This window comes from Streptomyces sp. NPDC029296, from assembly GCF_055569255.1.
The window spans coordinates 74,049-87,792 of sequence record NZ_JBVHXT010000010.1 but is presented as its reverse complement, the minus strand read 5'-3'; the positions used below and the strand labels follow the sequence as shown (position 1 = coordinate 87,792).

Annotated in this window: 16 protein-coding genes and 1 riboswitch; of the genes, 9 read left to right on the top strand and 7 right to left on the bottom strand. The window is 72.8% G+C overall.

The window, feature by feature from the left end; all coding sequences use genetic code 11:
* Nucleotides 1–38: 38 nt before the first annotated feature.
* Both ACZ4W9_RS11275 and ACZ4W9_RS11270 read right to left on the bottom strand, forming a co-directional pair.
* Nucleotides 39–260 carry a DUF397 domain-containing protein gene (locus ACZ4W9_RS11275; RefSeq protein WP_467934813.1) on the bottom strand — a complete coding sequence of 74 codons (222 nt, stop codon included), beginning with the start codon at nucleotides 258–260 and terminating at the stop codon, nucleotides 39–41.
* Nucleotides 261–269: 9 nt separating this feature from the next.
* Nucleotides 270–1,130: a helix-turn-helix domain-containing protein gene (locus tag ACZ4W9_RS11270; protein ID WP_467934812.1), complete on the bottom strand. Its 861-nt coding sequence runs from the start codon at nucleotides 1,128–1,130 to the stop codon at nucleotides 270–272.
* A 213-nt stretch (nucleotides 1,131–1,343) separates the two neighbouring features.
* Between ACZ4W9_RS11270 and ACZ4W9_RS11265 the strand changes: the two genes are divergently transcribed.
* Nucleotides 1,344–1,811 (top strand): ATP-binding protein, encoded by a 468-nt coding sequence (locus ACZ4W9_RS11265; protein WP_467934810.1) that lies wholly within the window; start codon nucleotides 1,344–1,346, stop codon nucleotides 1,809–1,811.
* A gap of 980 nt (nucleotides 1,812–2,791) precedes the next feature.
* On the opposite strand, the gene ACZ4W9_RS11260 is transcribed toward ACZ4W9_RS11265, so the two are convergent.
* From ACZ4W9_RS11260 to ACZ4W9_RS11250, 3 genes are all read right to left on the bottom strand, one after another.
* Nucleotides 2,792–3,265, bottom strand: coding sequence for a C40 family peptidase (locus ACZ4W9_RS11260; RefSeq protein ID WP_467934809.1), 474 nt, complete (start codon nucleotides 3,263–3,265; stop codon nucleotides 2,792–2,794).
* A 3-nt stretch (nucleotides 3,266–3,268) separates the two neighbouring features.
* Nucleotides 3,269–3,411, bottom strand: a riboswitch (cyclic di-AMP (ydaO/yuaA leader).
* A 438-nt stretch (nucleotides 3,412–3,849) separates the two neighbouring features.
* Entirely contained in the window at nucleotides 3,850–4,155 is a 306-nt protein-coding gene (locus tag ACZ4W9_RS11255) for a hypothetical protein (RefSeq protein ID WP_467934808.1), read from the bottom strand.
* Between the two features lie 7 nt (nucleotides 4,156–4,162).
* Complete coding sequence (locus tag ACZ4W9_RS11250; protein ID WP_467934806.1) at nucleotides 4,163–4,798, bottom strand: ATP-dependent Clp protease proteolytic subunit; 636 nt, start codon at nucleotides 4,796–4,798, stop codon at nucleotides 4,163–4,165.
* An 85-nt stretch (nucleotides 4,799–4,883) separates the two neighbouring features.
* On the opposite strand from ACZ4W9_RS11250, the gene ACZ4W9_RS11245 reads away from it, so the two are divergent.
* The 8 genes from ACZ4W9_RS11245 (at nucleotide 4,884) to ACZ4W9_RS11210 (ending at nucleotide 11,788) form a co-directional block, all read left to right on the top strand.
* Nucleotides 4,884–5,171, top strand: a complete 288-nt coding sequence (locus ACZ4W9_RS11245) for a type II toxin-antitoxin system Phd/YefM family antitoxin (RefSeq protein ID WP_467934805.1) — start codon at nucleotides 4,884–4,886, stop codon at nucleotides 5,169–5,171.
* A 255-nt stretch (nucleotides 5,172–5,426) separates the two neighbouring features.
* Nucleotides 5,427–5,729: an urease subunit gamma gene (locus ACZ4W9_RS11240; RefSeq protein ID WP_467934804.1), complete on the top strand. Its 303-nt coding sequence runs from the start codon at nucleotides 5,427–5,429 to the stop codon at nucleotides 5,727–5,729.
* 11 nt (nucleotides 5,730–5,740) lie between these two features.
* Nucleotides 5,741–6,052, top strand: a complete 312-nt coding sequence (locus ACZ4W9_RS11235; RefSeq protein WP_467934802.1) for an urease subunit beta — start codon at nucleotides 5,741–5,743, stop codon at nucleotides 6,050–6,052.
* Nucleotides 6,045–7,766: an urease subunit alpha gene (locus ACZ4W9_RS11230; protein ID WP_467934801.1), complete on the top strand. Its 1,722-nt coding sequence runs from the start codon at nucleotides 6,045–6,047 to the stop codon at nucleotides 7,764–7,766. The genes ACZ4W9_RS11235 and ACZ4W9_RS11230 overlap by 8 nt, the downstream gene beginning before the upstream one ends.
* A 13-nt stretch (nucleotides 7,767–7,779) precedes the next feature.
* Nucleotides 7,780–8,454: an urease accessory protein UreF gene (locus tag ACZ4W9_RS11225; protein WP_467934800.1), complete on the top strand. Its 675-nt coding sequence runs from the start codon at nucleotides 7,780–7,782 to the stop codon at nucleotides 8,452–8,454.
* An 81-nt stretch (nucleotides 8,455–8,535) separates the two neighbouring features.
* On the top strand, nucleotides 8,536–9,213 hold the full coding sequence (ureG, locus tag ACZ4W9_RS11220; protein ID WP_467934798.1) for an urease accessory protein UreG: 678 nt from the start codon (nucleotides 8,536–8,538) through the stop codon (nucleotides 9,211–9,213).
* Nucleotides 9,210–9,968 (top strand): urease accessory protein UreD, encoded by a 759-nt coding sequence (locus ACZ4W9_RS11215; RefSeq protein WP_467934948.1) that lies wholly within the window; start codon nucleotides 9,210–9,212, stop codon nucleotides 9,966–9,968. Before ureG ends, ACZ4W9_RS11215 begins: the two co-directional genes overlap by 4 nt.
* A gap of 224 nt (nucleotides 9,969–10,192) precedes the next feature.
* A complete protein-coding gene (locus tag ACZ4W9_RS11210; RefSeq protein ID WP_467934797.1) occupies nucleotides 10,193–11,788 on the top strand; it encodes an alpha/beta hydrolase in 1,596 nt (531 codons plus the stop codon).
* A gap of 51 nt (nucleotides 11,789–11,839) precedes the next feature.
* Here ACZ4W9_RS11210 and ACZ4W9_RS11205 read toward each other — a convergent pair whose 3' ends face one another.
* Nucleotides 11,840–12,862: an NAD-dependent epimerase/dehydratase family protein gene (locus ACZ4W9_RS11205; RefSeq protein ID WP_467934796.1), complete on the bottom strand. Its 1,023-nt coding sequence runs from the start codon at nucleotides 12,860–12,862 to the stop codon at nucleotides 11,840–11,842.
* A 58-nt stretch (nucleotides 12,863–12,920) separates the two neighbouring features.
* The gene (locus ACZ4W9_RS11200) at nucleotides 12,921–13,634 is read right to left on the bottom strand and encodes a lysophospholipid acyltransferase family protein (protein WP_467934794.1); all 714 of its coding nucleotides are present in this window, start codon (nucleotides 13,632–13,634) and stop codon (nucleotides 12,921–12,923) included.
* Nucleotides 13,635–13,744: the final 110 nt, after the last annotated feature.

Below are 13,744 nucleotides of genomic sequence, written 5' to 3'. Positions count from 1 at the left end.
AACAAATTCAAGCAGGGTGGTCGGAGTGGCCGGGATGGTCAGAGCCCGGTGACGAATCCCGTCCAGCTCTCGGGGGAGAAGAGCAGGGCGGGTCCGGCCGGGTTCTTCGAGTCGCGCACGGCGAGCAGTCCGGCCGCGGGGCCGGAGCGCGGCCGTGCCGTCTCCACGCAGTTGTTCGCGCCCGTGCTGCGGCTGCTGCGCACCCAGCGCACGTCGTGCAGGTCGGTACTGGCAGGGACGTTCCGAGGCAGAGCTGACATGGTGCCTCCTTACACGCCGTCACCTATCCCGGCGATGTAGTCCAACGAGTCCTCGGGGGAAAGGGCGTGGAACTGAAGGGTGCTGAAGGCCTCGGAGTAGGCCATGAGGTCTTCTTTCCGTTCCAGGTAGAGGCTACTCGTCAACTGGTCGAGAACAACCACGTCCAGATCAGAAGTGCTCGGAAATGAGAAGATAACGAAAGGCCCGGTGAGGCCGATATGCGCCCCCGCCGTGAAGGGCAGCACCTGGAGCCGTACCTGCGGCAGCCGGGCGGCCTCCATCAGCCGCCGGCGCTGGCGGGCCATCACCCCCGGACCGCCCACCTCGCGGCGCAGCACCGCCTCGTCCAGTACGGCGCTCAGCGCCAGCGGCGGGTCCGACCGCAGTACGTCCTGCCGGGCCAGACGCACCTCCACCAGCGTGTCCAGGCGGTCCTCGTCCAGGTCCTTCACGGCGGCCCGGGTCACCGCGCGGGCGTACTCGGCGGTCTGCAGCAGACCGGGCACCACCGTGGTCTCCAGGGTGCGCATCGCGCTGGCCTGTGACTCCAGGCTGATGAAGTCCCGGTACGTCGGCGGCAGCACACCCCGGTAGGCGTGCCACCAGCGGTGCCGGCCGCTCGTCTCCTCCGACCCCGCCAGTATCAGCAGCAACTCCCGCAGATGCCGGTCCCGCACTTCGTAGGCGTCCAGCAGCAACCGCAGATCGGCCGGTTTCACGCCGCTGGCGCCCGTCTCGATACGGCTCACCTTCGACTGGTGCCAGCCGACCAGCCGGGCCGCCTCACCACTGGTGAGCCCGGCGCCGGTGCGCAGCGTGCGCAGTTCGGCGCCCAGCTTGCGACGGCGTACCGCGGGACCGTTCTGCATGGCTCCTCCTTACTCCGTCCGGACCGCCCCGATACGGTCTCGCGTCGCGGAGTTCACCGCTTCGAGCGACAGATATATGCATATCTTGGTGGATCGCCCCCCGTGACCGTTCCGGTGATGGCAGTCTGACGGACAAGCACCAGTCCGGGACCGTACTCGAACCCACCGCTGTATGGAGGACCACGGTCCCGTTGGGAAAGGGACGACCTCGCCATGGCAGACCATCTGGAAGCCTCCGTCACTCTGCCGAGCGATCCCGCCTCGGTGTCGGCCGCCCGCTCCTATGTCGTGGGCACCCTCGCGGAGTGGGGCCTGCCGTCGGACACCGAGACGGCCGACACCGTGCGGCTGATCGTCTCCGAACTCGCCACCAACGCCGTTCAGCACACCTTCGGCCAGTCACCCACCTTCACGGTCGACATCGCGCTGCACCAGGACGAACAGCTGCGCATCGGGGTCACGGACAGCCATCCCCGGTTCCCGAAGAGACTGCCCGCCTCCGTCCAGCAGGACAATGGGCGCGGCATGGTGATCATCCGCTGGCTGACCGCGGAGTGCGGCGGCCGGCTCCGTGTCCGCCCGACCCGCGAGGGCGGCAAGACGGTCTCCATCGAACTGCCCTGGACCCTCCCGACGGCACCGGTCCCGGCGGGCCGGCCACCGGAAACCCCGGCACGCTGACACACCCGGCGCGGCGGCGGCACGGAGGGTCTTCGCGGGCGGATACGTTTCCTCGGCTCCTCGGCTCCTCGGCTCCTCGGCTCCTCTGCGCGGAACGAGGCCGGGGCCGGCGGACGTGTGCGGCGGTGCGCCCCGGGCACCGGTGCGGTCGATGTGCCGGAGCGCGTGCGGGCACCCTGGTGCGGGGGCAGGCGTGCGGGGCCGGGGGTGCGCCCCGGTGGCGCCCTGGCAGTAACGGACGCGCCCGGGCGGTGTGCGGAGGCCGAGGATCGCCGGTGGGCAAGGTGCCCCGACGGCGCCTTGGTGCCGACGGGCAGCGGACGCACCCGGGCGGCGCTCGGCGACGGCGGTAGTGACGTGCTCGGTGTCCCGGGGGCGGGCGGCAACCGCCGGGTACCGGCCGCGTCCACGTCCACGCACCCACGTGCCGGCGGGCAGCGGACGTACCCGGGCGTGCTGTGACGCGTCGAGGTCGTCGCCGGTGGGGAAGCTCGCCCCGTCGGCGCCCCGGTGCCGGCCGCCCGGAACGCGGCGAGCGGCGGTGCGGCCCCGGCCGGGCGGACGGGCCGCTCGGCCGGTGTGACGCTCCCGTCGGTCCGCCGGGACGCCTACCCGGGACCGAGCCGTCCCGACCGCCGTACGTGCCCGGGAGGCGGTTCCGCGGGTCCTTGCCCCGGCCCGGGTCTCGCCGCCCGCCTGTGCGCGCGGGAAGCGCTCGCGTCGGCGCCTCGGGTCCGTGTCCGGGACCGGGCCCCCCGCGCTCGCTTCCGGTTCGGGCCGTCGCGTGCGTGCCCGCTCGCGCCGCGTGAGATGGCGGGCCTACCCGGACGCACCGGCTGTCCCGGAGTCGGTCCGGGGCCGCCCGCACGCTCGCGAGGCGGCCGGGCCGCCCCGGGCCCGGCCCGCCCACGGGGCCGGGCGGGCGTCGGGGGTTGCCGGAGCGGCCCCGCTGCCGGAGCCGCTCCCGGGGCGGGGGCGGGTCAGCTGACCCGGCCGTACCAGACGCTCCTGGTCCAGATCTTCTGCAGCTTCACCACGTCCCCGGTCTTGGGGGCGTGCCAGATCTTGTTGTGGCCGGCGTAGATGCCGACGTGGTAGACGCTGGAACCCGAGTGGAAGAAGACCAGGTCGCCGACCTTGCGGTGGCGGGCGGAGACATGGTGCGACTTGTTGTACTGCTGGGCGGCGGTGCGCGGCAGCTTCTTGCCGGCCTTCTTGAACGAGTAGAGCGTCAGCCCCGAGCAGTCGAATCTGTGCGGCCCGGTGGCGCCCCACCGGTACGGGGAACCCTTCTTCGAGGCCGCGACCTTGAGTGCTTTCGTCGCGATGGTCGCGGCGGAGGCGTCGGTGGCGAGACCGGGCACCGCGATCGAGCCGCCCACGGCGGCGAGAGTGAGTGCCGAGGCCGTGCCGGCCCGGGCCATCAGCGACGGGACTCGATTGAGCGCAGTCATGCGCAACCCTTCGTCAGCCGCCTGTGAAGGATGACCTGTCGGATTCGGGCTGGCGAAGTAGCCCGGCCGCGTTGCCACGGCTTCACCCCAAGGGCTGCTCGGAACCTCCGCCCCGTGCCCGACTCTGTGTCGGACGACTGGACATCCGTTCCGGCGACCCGCCTTGCTTGGGTCCTCCACTCCTGCCGATCCACTCCGTCGACCGGTCATCCGGGCGGCGGCAGGACTCGGCGTCCGCCCGGATCGCCCCGCCGCGGTGGCGGGGGCTTGTCGTCAGACAGGGATCTTGACGCAGATCTGTCTGAAAATCCCAACGGAATCGGGGATTTGTGGCGTTACTCACCACTCACCCGTTCGGGTGGACAGTGCACCGTTCGAGGCCCCGTCAGGTCATCGTCGCAGCCCCGGACCTGGGGCGATGTGTCTGCGCGGCGACCCCTGGATCCCGCGTCGCGCAAGTCGGGAGACCCGGAAAGCGATCGGGATGTACACCGGTCGGCGGTACGCCGTTCGGGCCGTTTCAACTCCGGTCCGAACGACGCGTGTCGACGCGTCGGCGCCGCCGGGCCGGACGGGTGTCCGCCTCAGCCGGCACCATCCGGCGGGAGCGCGACGCGAGCGGCCCGGCGCTCGCCGTCCAGCACCCGCAGCGCCCGTGCCAGCGTGTCCCCGTGCAGCTCCGTCTCGCCCCGCTGGTGCATCAGCGCGAGCGCGTCCCGCAGCTCTGCCGCCTTGCGCACCAGGCCCTGAGCGGCGCGCAGAGCACCGTAGGTCTGCCCGTACCGGGCCGGATTGACGCGGCCGAGCAGGTCGGCGGCCTCCAGATAACGATCGATCAACTCGCCCTCGGCGCGGGTCAGGGCCGGTAGCGGCGGCAGGTCCGGCAGCACGGGCGGCTCACCTCGCGTCCGGTGCGCCGGGCGTGTCCCGGCGGGCGGGCACGACGGCGTCGACCAGGCCGTACGCCAGCGCCCCGGAGGCGTCCAGGATCAGGTCACGTTCCAGGTCCTCGTGGACCCGCGCGGCCGCGCGCCCCGTGTGCCGGACGAGCATCTCCTCGACGGTGGCGCGCACGCGCGCCAGTTCCCCGGCCCGGAGGATCAGGTCACCGGGCCGGCCGCGCACCGGCTCGGCCAGTGCCACCTGTTCGAGCACGACCCGGGCGCCGGGCAGCATGAACCGCTTGCCCGGGGTGCCGGCCGCGAGCAGCACCGCGGCGTAGGCGGCGGCCTGCCCCAGGCAGTAGGTCGCCACGTCGCAGCTGACGTAGCGCATCGTGTCGTAGACCGCCGCCATGGCGTCGAAGGAGCCGCCGGGGGAGTTCACGTACAGCGTGATGTCCCGGTCCGGCGCCTGGTGCTCCAGATACATGAGCTGAGCCGTGACATCGCTCGCCGCCGCGTCGTCGACCGGTGTGCCGAGGAAGACGATCCGGTCCTGGAAGAGCCGCGCGTACGGATCCAGGGTGCGCGCCGCCCCCGCGGTGCGCTCGGTGAACTCGGGCAGGACGTGCCGGGCGGACGGTCGGTGCATGGACATACGCCTCCTCTGACGAGGCCCCGATGGGCTCGACTTCTGTACAGAATGTACAGGACGTACGTCACGTTATGATGGGGGTATGGCCTACGAGATTCCGGTGACGCAAGCCAGGGCTGAGCTCGCCGACCTGATCAACCGGGTGGTGTACGGCGGCGAGCGCGTCGTCGTGACCCGGCACGGCAAGCCGCTGGTCGCGCTGGTCTCGGCCGCCGACCTGGAGCGGCTGGACGCGCTGGACGAGGCGGGCGAGGCGGGCGAGGGGCGGATCATCAGCTCCGTCTCGGGCGTCCACGAGGCCGGTGCCGTGCCGCGCGAACAGCGGCGCTTCGGGATAGCGGCGGAGCACCGCCGGCCGGACACCCCCTGAACCCGGCCCCGCCTCCGGGGGAGGGCCCCGCCGCTGTCTCTGCGGGATCCCATAGCGCGGTCATGCGCCGGCCAAAGTCTGGTTAACGTCGTTGAAACTCCGTCGTTCTAGCCTGCCGCTCCATGCCATCAGGGGCTTTTCTGCCCTGGATTGAGGACGATCCGGGGATTTGTCTGTGTGTTACACCTATCCCCGTCGTGGTGGCTGCGGCGACCGGACCCCGCACGGTCCGGAGCAAGGACAACGAGGTGGGACGTGCAACTGACCCCGCATGAGCAGGAGAGGCTGCTGATCCATGTGGCGGCCGACGTCGCCGGGAAGCGCAAGGCCCGCGGGCTCAAGCTCAATCACCCGGAAGCGGTCGCCCTCATCACGTCGCACATCCTGGAGGGCGCGCGCGACGGCCACACGGTCGCCGAGCTGATGTCCTCCGGCCGTAAGGTCCTGACCAGGAGCGACGTCATGGACGGGGTCGCCGAGATGATCCACGACGTGCAGGTGGAGGCCACCTTCCCGGACGGCACCAAGCTCGTCACCGTCCACGAGCCGATCATCTGAGGCGGCCCGCGATGATCCCCGGAGAGATCCTGTTCGCGGACGGCCCCGTCACCTTCAACGACGCTCGTGACGTCACCCGTCTGACGGTACTCAACGCCGCCGACCGGCCGGTCCAGGTCGGCTCCCACTACCACTTCGCCGAGGTCAACCCCGGCCTGGAGTTCGACCGCGCCGCCGCCCGCGGCAGGCGCCTGAACGTCGCCGCCGGCACCGCCGTCCGCTTCGAGCCCGGCATTCCCGTCGAGGTCGAACTGGTGCCGCTGGCCGGCGCCCGGATCGTGCCCGGGCTGCGCGGCGAGACCGGAGGTGCCCTCGATGCCTGAGATCGCCCGTGACGCCTACGCCGACCTGTTCGGCCCCACCACCGGCGACCGGATCCGGCTCGCCGACACCGATCTGCTGATCGAGATCGAGGAGGACCGCTGCGGCGGCCCCGGCGCCTCCGGCGACGAGGCGGTCTTCGGCGGCGGCAAGGTCATCCGCGAGTCCATGGGCCAGTCCCGCGCCACCCGGGCCGAGGGCGCCCCCGACACCGTGATCACCGGTGCCGTCGTCGTGGACCACTGGGGCATCGTCAAGGCCGACGTCGGCATCCGCGACGGCCGGATCACCGCCCTCGGCAAGGCCGGCAACCCCGACACCATGGACGGCGTCCACCCCGACCTGGTCATCGGCCCCGAGACCGAGATCATCGCGGGCAACGGCCGCATCCTGACCGCCGGCGCCATCGACGCCCACGTCCACTTCATCTGCCCCCAGGTCGCCGACGAGGCGCTGGCCTCCGGCATCACCACCCTGGTCGGCGGCGGTACCGGCCCCGCCGAGGGCTCCAAGGCCACCACCGTCACCCCCGGCCCCTGGCACCTGGCCCGGATGCTGGAGGCGATGGAGGCCTACCCGGTCAACGTCGGCTTCCTCGGCAAGGGCAACACCGTCAGCCACGCGGCGATGCTCTCGCAGATCCGCGGCGGCGCCGTCGGCCTGAAACTGCACGAGGACTGGGGCTCCACGCCCGCCGTCATCGACGCCGCGCTCACCGTCGCCGACCGCACCGGCATCCAGGTCGCCATCCACACCGACACCCTGAACGAGGCGGGCTTCGTCGGCGACACCCTCGCCGCGATCGCGGGCCGGGGCATCCACTCGTACCACACCGAAGGTGCCGGCGGCGGTCACGCCCCCGACATCATGACCGTGGTCTCGCAGGCCAACGTCCTGCCCAGCTCCACCAACCCGACCCGGCCCTTCACCGTCAACACCACCGAGGAACACCTCGACATGCTGATGGTGTGCCACCACCTCAACCCGGCCGTCCCCGAGGACCTGGCGTTCGCCGAGTCCCGGATCCGGCCGTCCACCATCGGCGCGGAGGACATCCTCCACGACCTCGGCGCGATCTCGATCATCTCCTCCGACTCCCAGGCGATGGGCCGCGTCGGCGAGGTCGTCCTGCGCACCTGGCAGACCGCGCACGTCATGAAGCGCCGGCGGGGCGCGCTGCCCGGCGACGGCCGCGCCGACAACCACCGGGTGCGTCGCTATGTCGCCAAGTACACCATCAACCCGGCGCTCGCCCAGGGTCTCGCCGCCGAGACCGGTTCGGTGGAGAGCGGCAAGCTCGCCGACCTGGTGCTGTGGGAGCCCGCGTTCTTCGGGGTCAAGCCGCTGCTGGTGATCAAGGGCGGGCAGATCGCCTACGCGCAGATGGGCGACGCCAACGCCTCCATCCCCACCCCGCAGCCCATCCTGCCCCGCCCGATGTACGGCGCGATCGGCCGGGCCCCCGCCGCCAACTCGGTCAACTTCGTGTCCGGGCTGGCGATCGAGGACGGGCTGCCGGAGCGGCTCGGGCTCGGCAAGCGGTTCGCGGCGATCGAGTCCACGCGCGCGGTCACCAAGGCCGACATGCGGGAGAACGACGCCCGGCCGGACGTCCGGATCGACCCCGACAGCTTCGCCGTGCACATCGACGGCGAGCTGGTCGAGGCCACTCCGGCCGCCGAACTGCCCATGGCCCAGCGCTACTTCCTCTTCTGACGGGCGTTTTTCGATGACACGGGCAGCACTGCTCGTCCTGGCCGACGGCCGTTTCCCCGCCGGAGGGCACGCGCACTCCGGCGGGGCCGAGGCCGCCGTCAAGGCCGGACGCATCACCGACACCGCGAGCCTGGAGGAGTTCTGCCGGGGCCGGCTGCACACCGCCGGGCTGGTCGCGGGCGCGCTGGCGGCGGCGGCCGTTCTCGGCGCCGACCCGCGCGCGCTGGACGCGGCGGCCGACGCGCGCACCCCGTCCCCGGCCCTGCGGGCCGCCGCCCGGCGCCTGGGCCGGCAGCTGCTGCGGGCCGCGCGGACGACCTGGCCGACCGCCGAACTGGACGCGCTCGCCCGGGAGTTCCCCAAGGGCGCCCATCAGCCGGTCGTGCTCGGCCTCGCCGCCCGGGGGGCCGGCCTGACGCCCGAGGACGCGGCCCACTGCGCGGTGTACGAGAGCGTGAGCGGGCCGGCGACCGCCACCGTGCGGCTGCTCAGCCTCGACCCGTTCGACGCGACGGGAGTGCTGGCCCGGCTGGCGCCCGAGCTGGACCGGGTCGCGGACGCCGCCGTGGAGGCGGCACGGTCGGTGGCCGCCGAGGGCGTCGACGCGCTGCCCGCCGTGTCGGCACCGCTGCTGGAGGTCATGGCCGAGGCCCACGCGGCCTGGCCGGTCCGGCTGTTCGCGTCATGAGCCCGCCCGCCCGGCCGCCCGGCTGACGGGCAGCCTCGTTCCCCCCACCGGTCCCTGGTCTCTCGCACGAAGGAGCCGTCCATGCATCTCGACCACTCCCACTCCGCCGCCTCCGCCGTCGGCGCGGACGCCCACCGTCCGGACGGGGCCCGCCGTGCCCTGCGCGTCGGACTCGGCGGGCCCGTCGGTTCCGGCAAGACCGCCACCGTCGCCGCCCTGTGCCGGGCGCTGCGCGACGAGCTGTCCCTCGCGGTCGTCACCAACGACATCTACACCCGCGAGGACGCCGAGTTCCTGCTCCGCGAGGCCGTGCTGCCGCCCGAGCGGATCACCGCCGTCGAGACGGGCGCCTGCCCGCACACCGCGATCCGCGACGACATCTCCGCCAACCTCGAAGCGGTGGAGGACCTGGAGGACGCGGTCGGCCCGCTGGACCTGATCCTCGTCGAGTCCGGTGGCGACAACCTCACCGCCACCTTCTCCAAGGGGCTCGTGGACGCCCAGATCTTCGTGATCGACGTGGCCGGCGGCGACGACATCCCGCGCAAGGGCGGCCCCGGCGTCACCACCGCCGACCTGCTCGTGGTCAACAAGACCGACCTCGCCCCCTACGTCGGTTCCGACCTCGCCCGGATGGCCGCCGACGCCAAGGCACAGCGCGCCGAACTCCCGGTGATCTTCCAGTCGTTGCGCGGCGGGACCGGGGTCGCCGACGTGGCCGCGTGGGTGCGGGGGCGGATCGCCGCGTGGACGGCATGACCGTCACCGGGGTCCGGGCGCGGGCCCGGATCGTGGCCCGCGCCGACGGGCGCGGCGGTACGGCCCTGCCCGTCCTGGACGGCGAGGGCCCGCTGGCGCCGCGCCGCACCCGGTCCGCCGGATCCTGGGCGAAGGTCATGCTCGTCGGCGCGATGAGCGGACCCCTCGGCGGCGACCGCTTCACCCTGCGGGCCCGGGCGGAGGAAGGTGCCCGGCTGCACGTCGGGTCGGCCGCCGCCACCCTCGCCCTGCCCGGCCAGGCGGGCGGCGAAGCCCGCTACGACGTCCGGCTCGACGTGGCCGACGGCGCCGAACTGCACTGGCTGCCGGAGCAGTTGATCTCCGCCGGCGGCAGCGACCTGTACGTCACCACCCGGGCCGAACTCGGCGCCGGCGCCCGGCTCGTGCTGCGCGAGGAACAGGTGCTGGGGCGGGCCGGGGAGCAGCCCGGGCGGCTCACCAGCCGGCTGGCCGTACGGGTGGGGGGCCGGACCGTGCTGGACCAGGAGCTGGCCTGCGGACCCGGTGCGCCGGGCGGCTGGGACGGCCCGGCGGTGCTCGCGGGCCACCGGGCGGTGGGCCAGCTGGTCGTCGTACGGCCGGAGTTCGCGACGGACCCGCCGTCCGCACGGATGCTCGGCGAGTACGCGGCACTGGTCCCGCTCGCCGGCCCCGCGGCGCTCGTCAGCGCGGTCGCCCCGGACGCGCTGAGCCTTCGCCGGACCCTGGACCGGGCACTGACCGAACTCGGCTGACCGGCGCCCCGAAGGGCCGTGGGGAACCGCGCGACCAGCCACGACGTCGCCTGCGGACGAAGGACGCACGACCCGGGCCGATGACCCGACGCTTCGCTCAACGGGACATGATCATCCGGTTATCGGATTGGTAAAGATGCCCGGCAAACCCTGTCCGCGGCGGCCTCCCAGCCGAGAGGATCCCCGTCTGACCAACTCGCATCAAGGTAGGGGGAGGGGCCCACGTGAGGGACACCAGACCGAAGAGCCGCCTGCTGGCGCTCGGTTCCGCCGGAGTACTCGTCACCGCCACCCTGATCGCCGGCGCCGTGTCGGCGCCCGTCGCCGGGGCCGCCTCCCGGCCCGCGCCGGACCGGGAGGCCAAGGGCGCCGAGACAGCCGCCGCCCGGGCCGCCAAGGCGGGCGTCAAGTGGCAGGACTGCCCGGCCGACTGGGGGCTGGAGAAGCCGATCCAGTGCGGCTGGGTCAGCGTGCCGCTCGACTACGCCCATCCCCACGGCAAGCAGATCAAGCTCGCCGTGGACCGCGTCGGCAACACCGGCACCAAGAAGGAGCGCCAGGGCGCCCTCGTCTACAACCCCGGCGGCCCCGGCGGTTCCGGTCTGCGCTTCCCGCGCCGCGTCACCACCCACAACGCCATCTGGGCGAACGTCGCCAAGGCCTACGACTTCGTCGGTTTCGACCCGCGCGGCGTCGGCCACTCCACGCCCATCTCCTGCGCCGACCCGCAGGAGTACGTCAAGGCGCCCAAGCCGGACCCGGTGCCGGACAGCGAGGCCGACAAGACCGCGCAGCGCAAGCTGGCCCGCGCGTACGCGGAGGGCTGCGCCGAGCGCAGCGGCGCGATGCTGCCGCACATGACCACCCCCAACACCGCCCGCGACCTGGACGTCATCCGCGCCGCGCTCGGCGAGAAGAAGCTCAACTACCTCGGCGTCTCCTACGGCACCTACCTCGGCGCCGTCTACGGCACCCTCTTCCCGGGCCATCTGCGCCGCATGGTCGTGGACAGCGTGGTCGACCCCTCCCGCGAGAAGATCTGGTACCAGGCCAACCTGGACCAGGACGTCGCCTTCGAGGGCCGCTGGAAGGACTGGCAGGACTGGGTCGCCGCCAACGACGCCGCCTTCCACCTCGGCACCACCCGCGCCGCCGTCCAGGCCAAGTGGCTCGAGCTGCGCGCCAGCGCGAAGAAGCACCCGATCGGCGGCGTCGTCGGCCCCGCCGAGCTGATCTCCTTCTTCCAGAGCGCGCCGTACTACGACTCCTCGTGGGTGCCGGTCGCCACGGTCTTCGGCAAGTACGTCGCCGGTGACACCCAGGCGCTGGTCGACGCCGCCGCCCCCGACCTGTCGGACACCACGGGCAACATCGCCTCCGAGAACGGCAACGCCGTCTACACGGCCGTCGAGTGCGCCGACGCCAAGTGGCCCACCAGCTGGCAGAAGTGGAACCGGGACAACACCCGGCTCCACCGGGACTACCCCTTCCTGACCTGGTCCAACGCCTGGATGAACCTGCCGTGCGCCACCTGGCCGACCAAGCAGCACACCCCGGTCGAGGTCAAGACCCACAAGGGTCTGCCGAAGGTCCTGATCGTGCAGTCCACCCGGGACGCCGCCACCCCGTACGGCGGCGCCGTCGAGCTGCACAAGCGCTTCAAGGGCTCCCGTCTGATCACCGAGAAGAACGCGGGCTCCCACGGCGTGACCGGCCTGGTCAACCCGTGCGTCAACCAGCGCGTCGACGCCTACCTGCTCAAGGGCGCGCTGGACGGCAAGGACGTGACCTGCGCCCCGCACGCCACGCCCAAGCCGTAACCGCGGCACCACGCGGACCAGGGGCGGCCGGAGCTCGCGGCCGCCCCTGGCCTACGCCGCGTGCCAGGCGTCCTCCGCCGCGTAGTCGAACAGGTCCGGGTACACCCGCGCCAGCAGCGGGAACGCCTCCCGCCAGTCCCGTCCGCGCAGGCTCCCGGCCAGCCAGTCCACGGTCTGCGGCAGGCTCCGCGCGTACGACACCACCGGCCGGTAGCCCAGTTCCCGCCCGGCGGCGGACATGTCGCACACCACCGGCAGCGGCACCGACCACGGCGTCCGCCCCACCGAGCCCACCGGCGGGCCGTCCAGGCACACCGTCCGGGTCTCCACCCCCATCACCGCGTCGACCGCCGCGCCGATCCCGGCGGCCGTCGGCGCCTGCTCGTCACAGGCGTTGAGCACCCGGGAGCCCGGCCGGGCCGCCGCCAGCCGCACCAGCTCGGCCAGCGTGCGGGTGCTCGACGGATGGAACCGGCTCTCACCCCGGTACGCCAGCACCCGCCGCCCGCGCCCGTCCAGGTTCCGCTTGACGAAGTACAGCTCGCGCGGCAGCGGACTGTGCGGCCCGTGCACCGCGCCCGCCCGCAGCACGGTGACCGGCAACCTCTCGCCCGCGCCCAGGAGTTCTTGTTCCATCGCCACCTTGCGGGTGCTGTAGGTGGCCTCGCCCGGCGCGACCGTCGGCTGGGTCTCGGGGATCGGCACCGGGTACGCCGGGAAGCCGTCCGGCTCGGCCTGGGTGTCGAAACCCCGCCCGGCACCGTCCTCGTACACGGCCACGCTGGAGATCACCACCGCCGAGCCGATCCGGTCCGCGAGGGACGTCAGCTGCCGGGCGTGCCCGGCGTCGTAGGCGACCACGTCGACCAGCAGCTCGCAGCCGTCGCCCACCAGCGCGGCCAGGGCGTCACCGTGGGAGCGGTCCAGCCGGGCCGTGCGCACCCCCTCGTCCCAGCCCGCGTCCCGGCCCCCGCCGCGCGAGGCCGCCGTCACCGCCCAGCCGTCCCGGGACAGCGCGTCCACCACCGGACGGCCGATCTGCCCGGCCGCCCCGATCACCACAGCTCTCCTCATGCCGGCGAGCCTACGCACGCCCGCCGGTGGCGGGGCGGGCCTTCTGCCGACGGCAGAGTCAGCCGAGCGGGGCCCGGGGAACCCCCCGCTCCCGCACGACCTGCCGCTCCTTGACGTCGGCCGCGTACTCGTCGACGTACTCCTGCCCGGACAGGGCCAGGATCGCGTGGACGATCTCGTCGGTGACCGCCCGCAGCACCGCCTTCTCCCCTTCCCTTCCGGCGTGCCGGGAGAAGTCCAGGGGCTCGCCGAAGCGGATGGTCACCGGGCGGATCCTCGGCAGGGCCCGGCCGGGCGGCTGGGCCTCGAAGGTGCCGATCATCGCGCAGGGCACCACCGGCACCCCCGCCGTCAGCGCCATCACGGCGACCCCGACCTTGCCCTTGTACAGCCGGCCGTCGTGCGACCGCGTGCCCTCCGGGTAGATGCCGAGCAATTCGCCCCGGCGCAGCACCCCGAGGCCCTCGCGGATCGCCGCCCGTCCCGCCTCCTTCCCGGAGCGGTCCACCGGGATCTGCCCGGCGCCGCGGAAGAAGAACGCGGTCAGCCGGCCCTTCAGCCCCGGACCGGTGAAGTACTCGGCCTTGGCGAGGAAGGTGATGCGACGTTTCAGTACCGCCGGCATCAGGAAGTGGTCGCAGAACGACAGATGATTGCCCGCGATGATCGCCGGACCCGACCCGGGCACATGCTCCAACCCCTCGATCCGGGGCCGGAAGACCAGTCTGAGCAGCGGGCCCAGCAGCACGTACTTGAGGAGGTTGTAGAACACGGCTCGGCTCCTAATCTGCCAGGTCCGCTTGTTACCAGCATTAGCGCAGGTCAACGCGGTATGGCGAGCATGGGCTGATGTGCACCTGTCGTCATGTGTAGCCATGTTCA

Bases quoted from the DNA above. Each gene is read 5' to 3' on its own strand.
- ACZ4W9_RS11275 (WP_467934813.1), bottom strand. From the start codon at position 260: ATGTCAGCTCTGCCTCGGAACGTCCCTGCCAGTACCGACCTGCACGAC.
- ACZ4W9_RS11270 (WP_467934812.1), bottom strand. From the start codon at position 1,130: ATGCAGAACGGTCCCGCGGTACGCCGTCGCAAGCTGGGCGCCGAACTG.
- ACZ4W9_RS11265 (WP_467934810.1), top strand. From the start codon at position 1,344: ATGGCAGACCATCTGGAAGCCTCCGTCACTCTGCCGAGCGATCCCGCC.
- ACZ4W9_RS11260 (WP_467934809.1), bottom strand. From the start codon at position 3,265: ATGACTGCGCTCAATCGAGTCCCGTCGCTGATGGCCCGGGCCGGCACG.
- ACZ4W9_RS11250 (WP_467934806.1), bottom strand. From the start codon at position 4,798: ATGCACCGACCGTCCGCCCGGCACGTCCTGCCCGAGTTCACCGAGCGC.
- ACZ4W9_RS11245 (WP_467934805.1), top strand. From the start codon at position 4,884: ATGGCCTACGAGATTCCGGTGACGCAAGCCAGGGCTGAGCTCGCCGAC.
- ACZ4W9_RS11235 (WP_467934802.1), top strand. From the start codon at position 5,741: ATGATCCCCGGAGAGATCCTGTTCGCGGACGGCCCCGTCACCTTCAAC.
- ACZ4W9_RS11230 (WP_467934801.1), top strand. From the start codon at position 6,045: ATGCCTGAGATCGCCCGTGACGCCTACGCCGACCTGTTCGGCCCCACC.
- ACZ4W9_RS11225 (WP_467934800.1), top strand. From the start codon at position 7,780: ATGACACGGGCAGCACTGCTCGTCCTGGCCGACGGCCGTTTCCCCGCC.
- ureG (WP_467934798.1), top strand. From the start codon at position 8,536: ATGCATCTCGACCACTCCCACTCCGCCGCCTCCGCCGTCGGCGCGGAC.
- ACZ4W9_RS11215 (WP_467934948.1), top strand. From the start codon at position 9,210: ATGACCGTCACCGGGGTCCGGGCGCGGGCCCGGATCGTGGCCCGCGCC.
- ACZ4W9_RS11205 (WP_467934796.1), bottom strand. From the start codon at position 12,862: ATGAGGAGAGCTGTGGTGATCGGGGCGGCCGGGCAGATCGGCCGTCCG.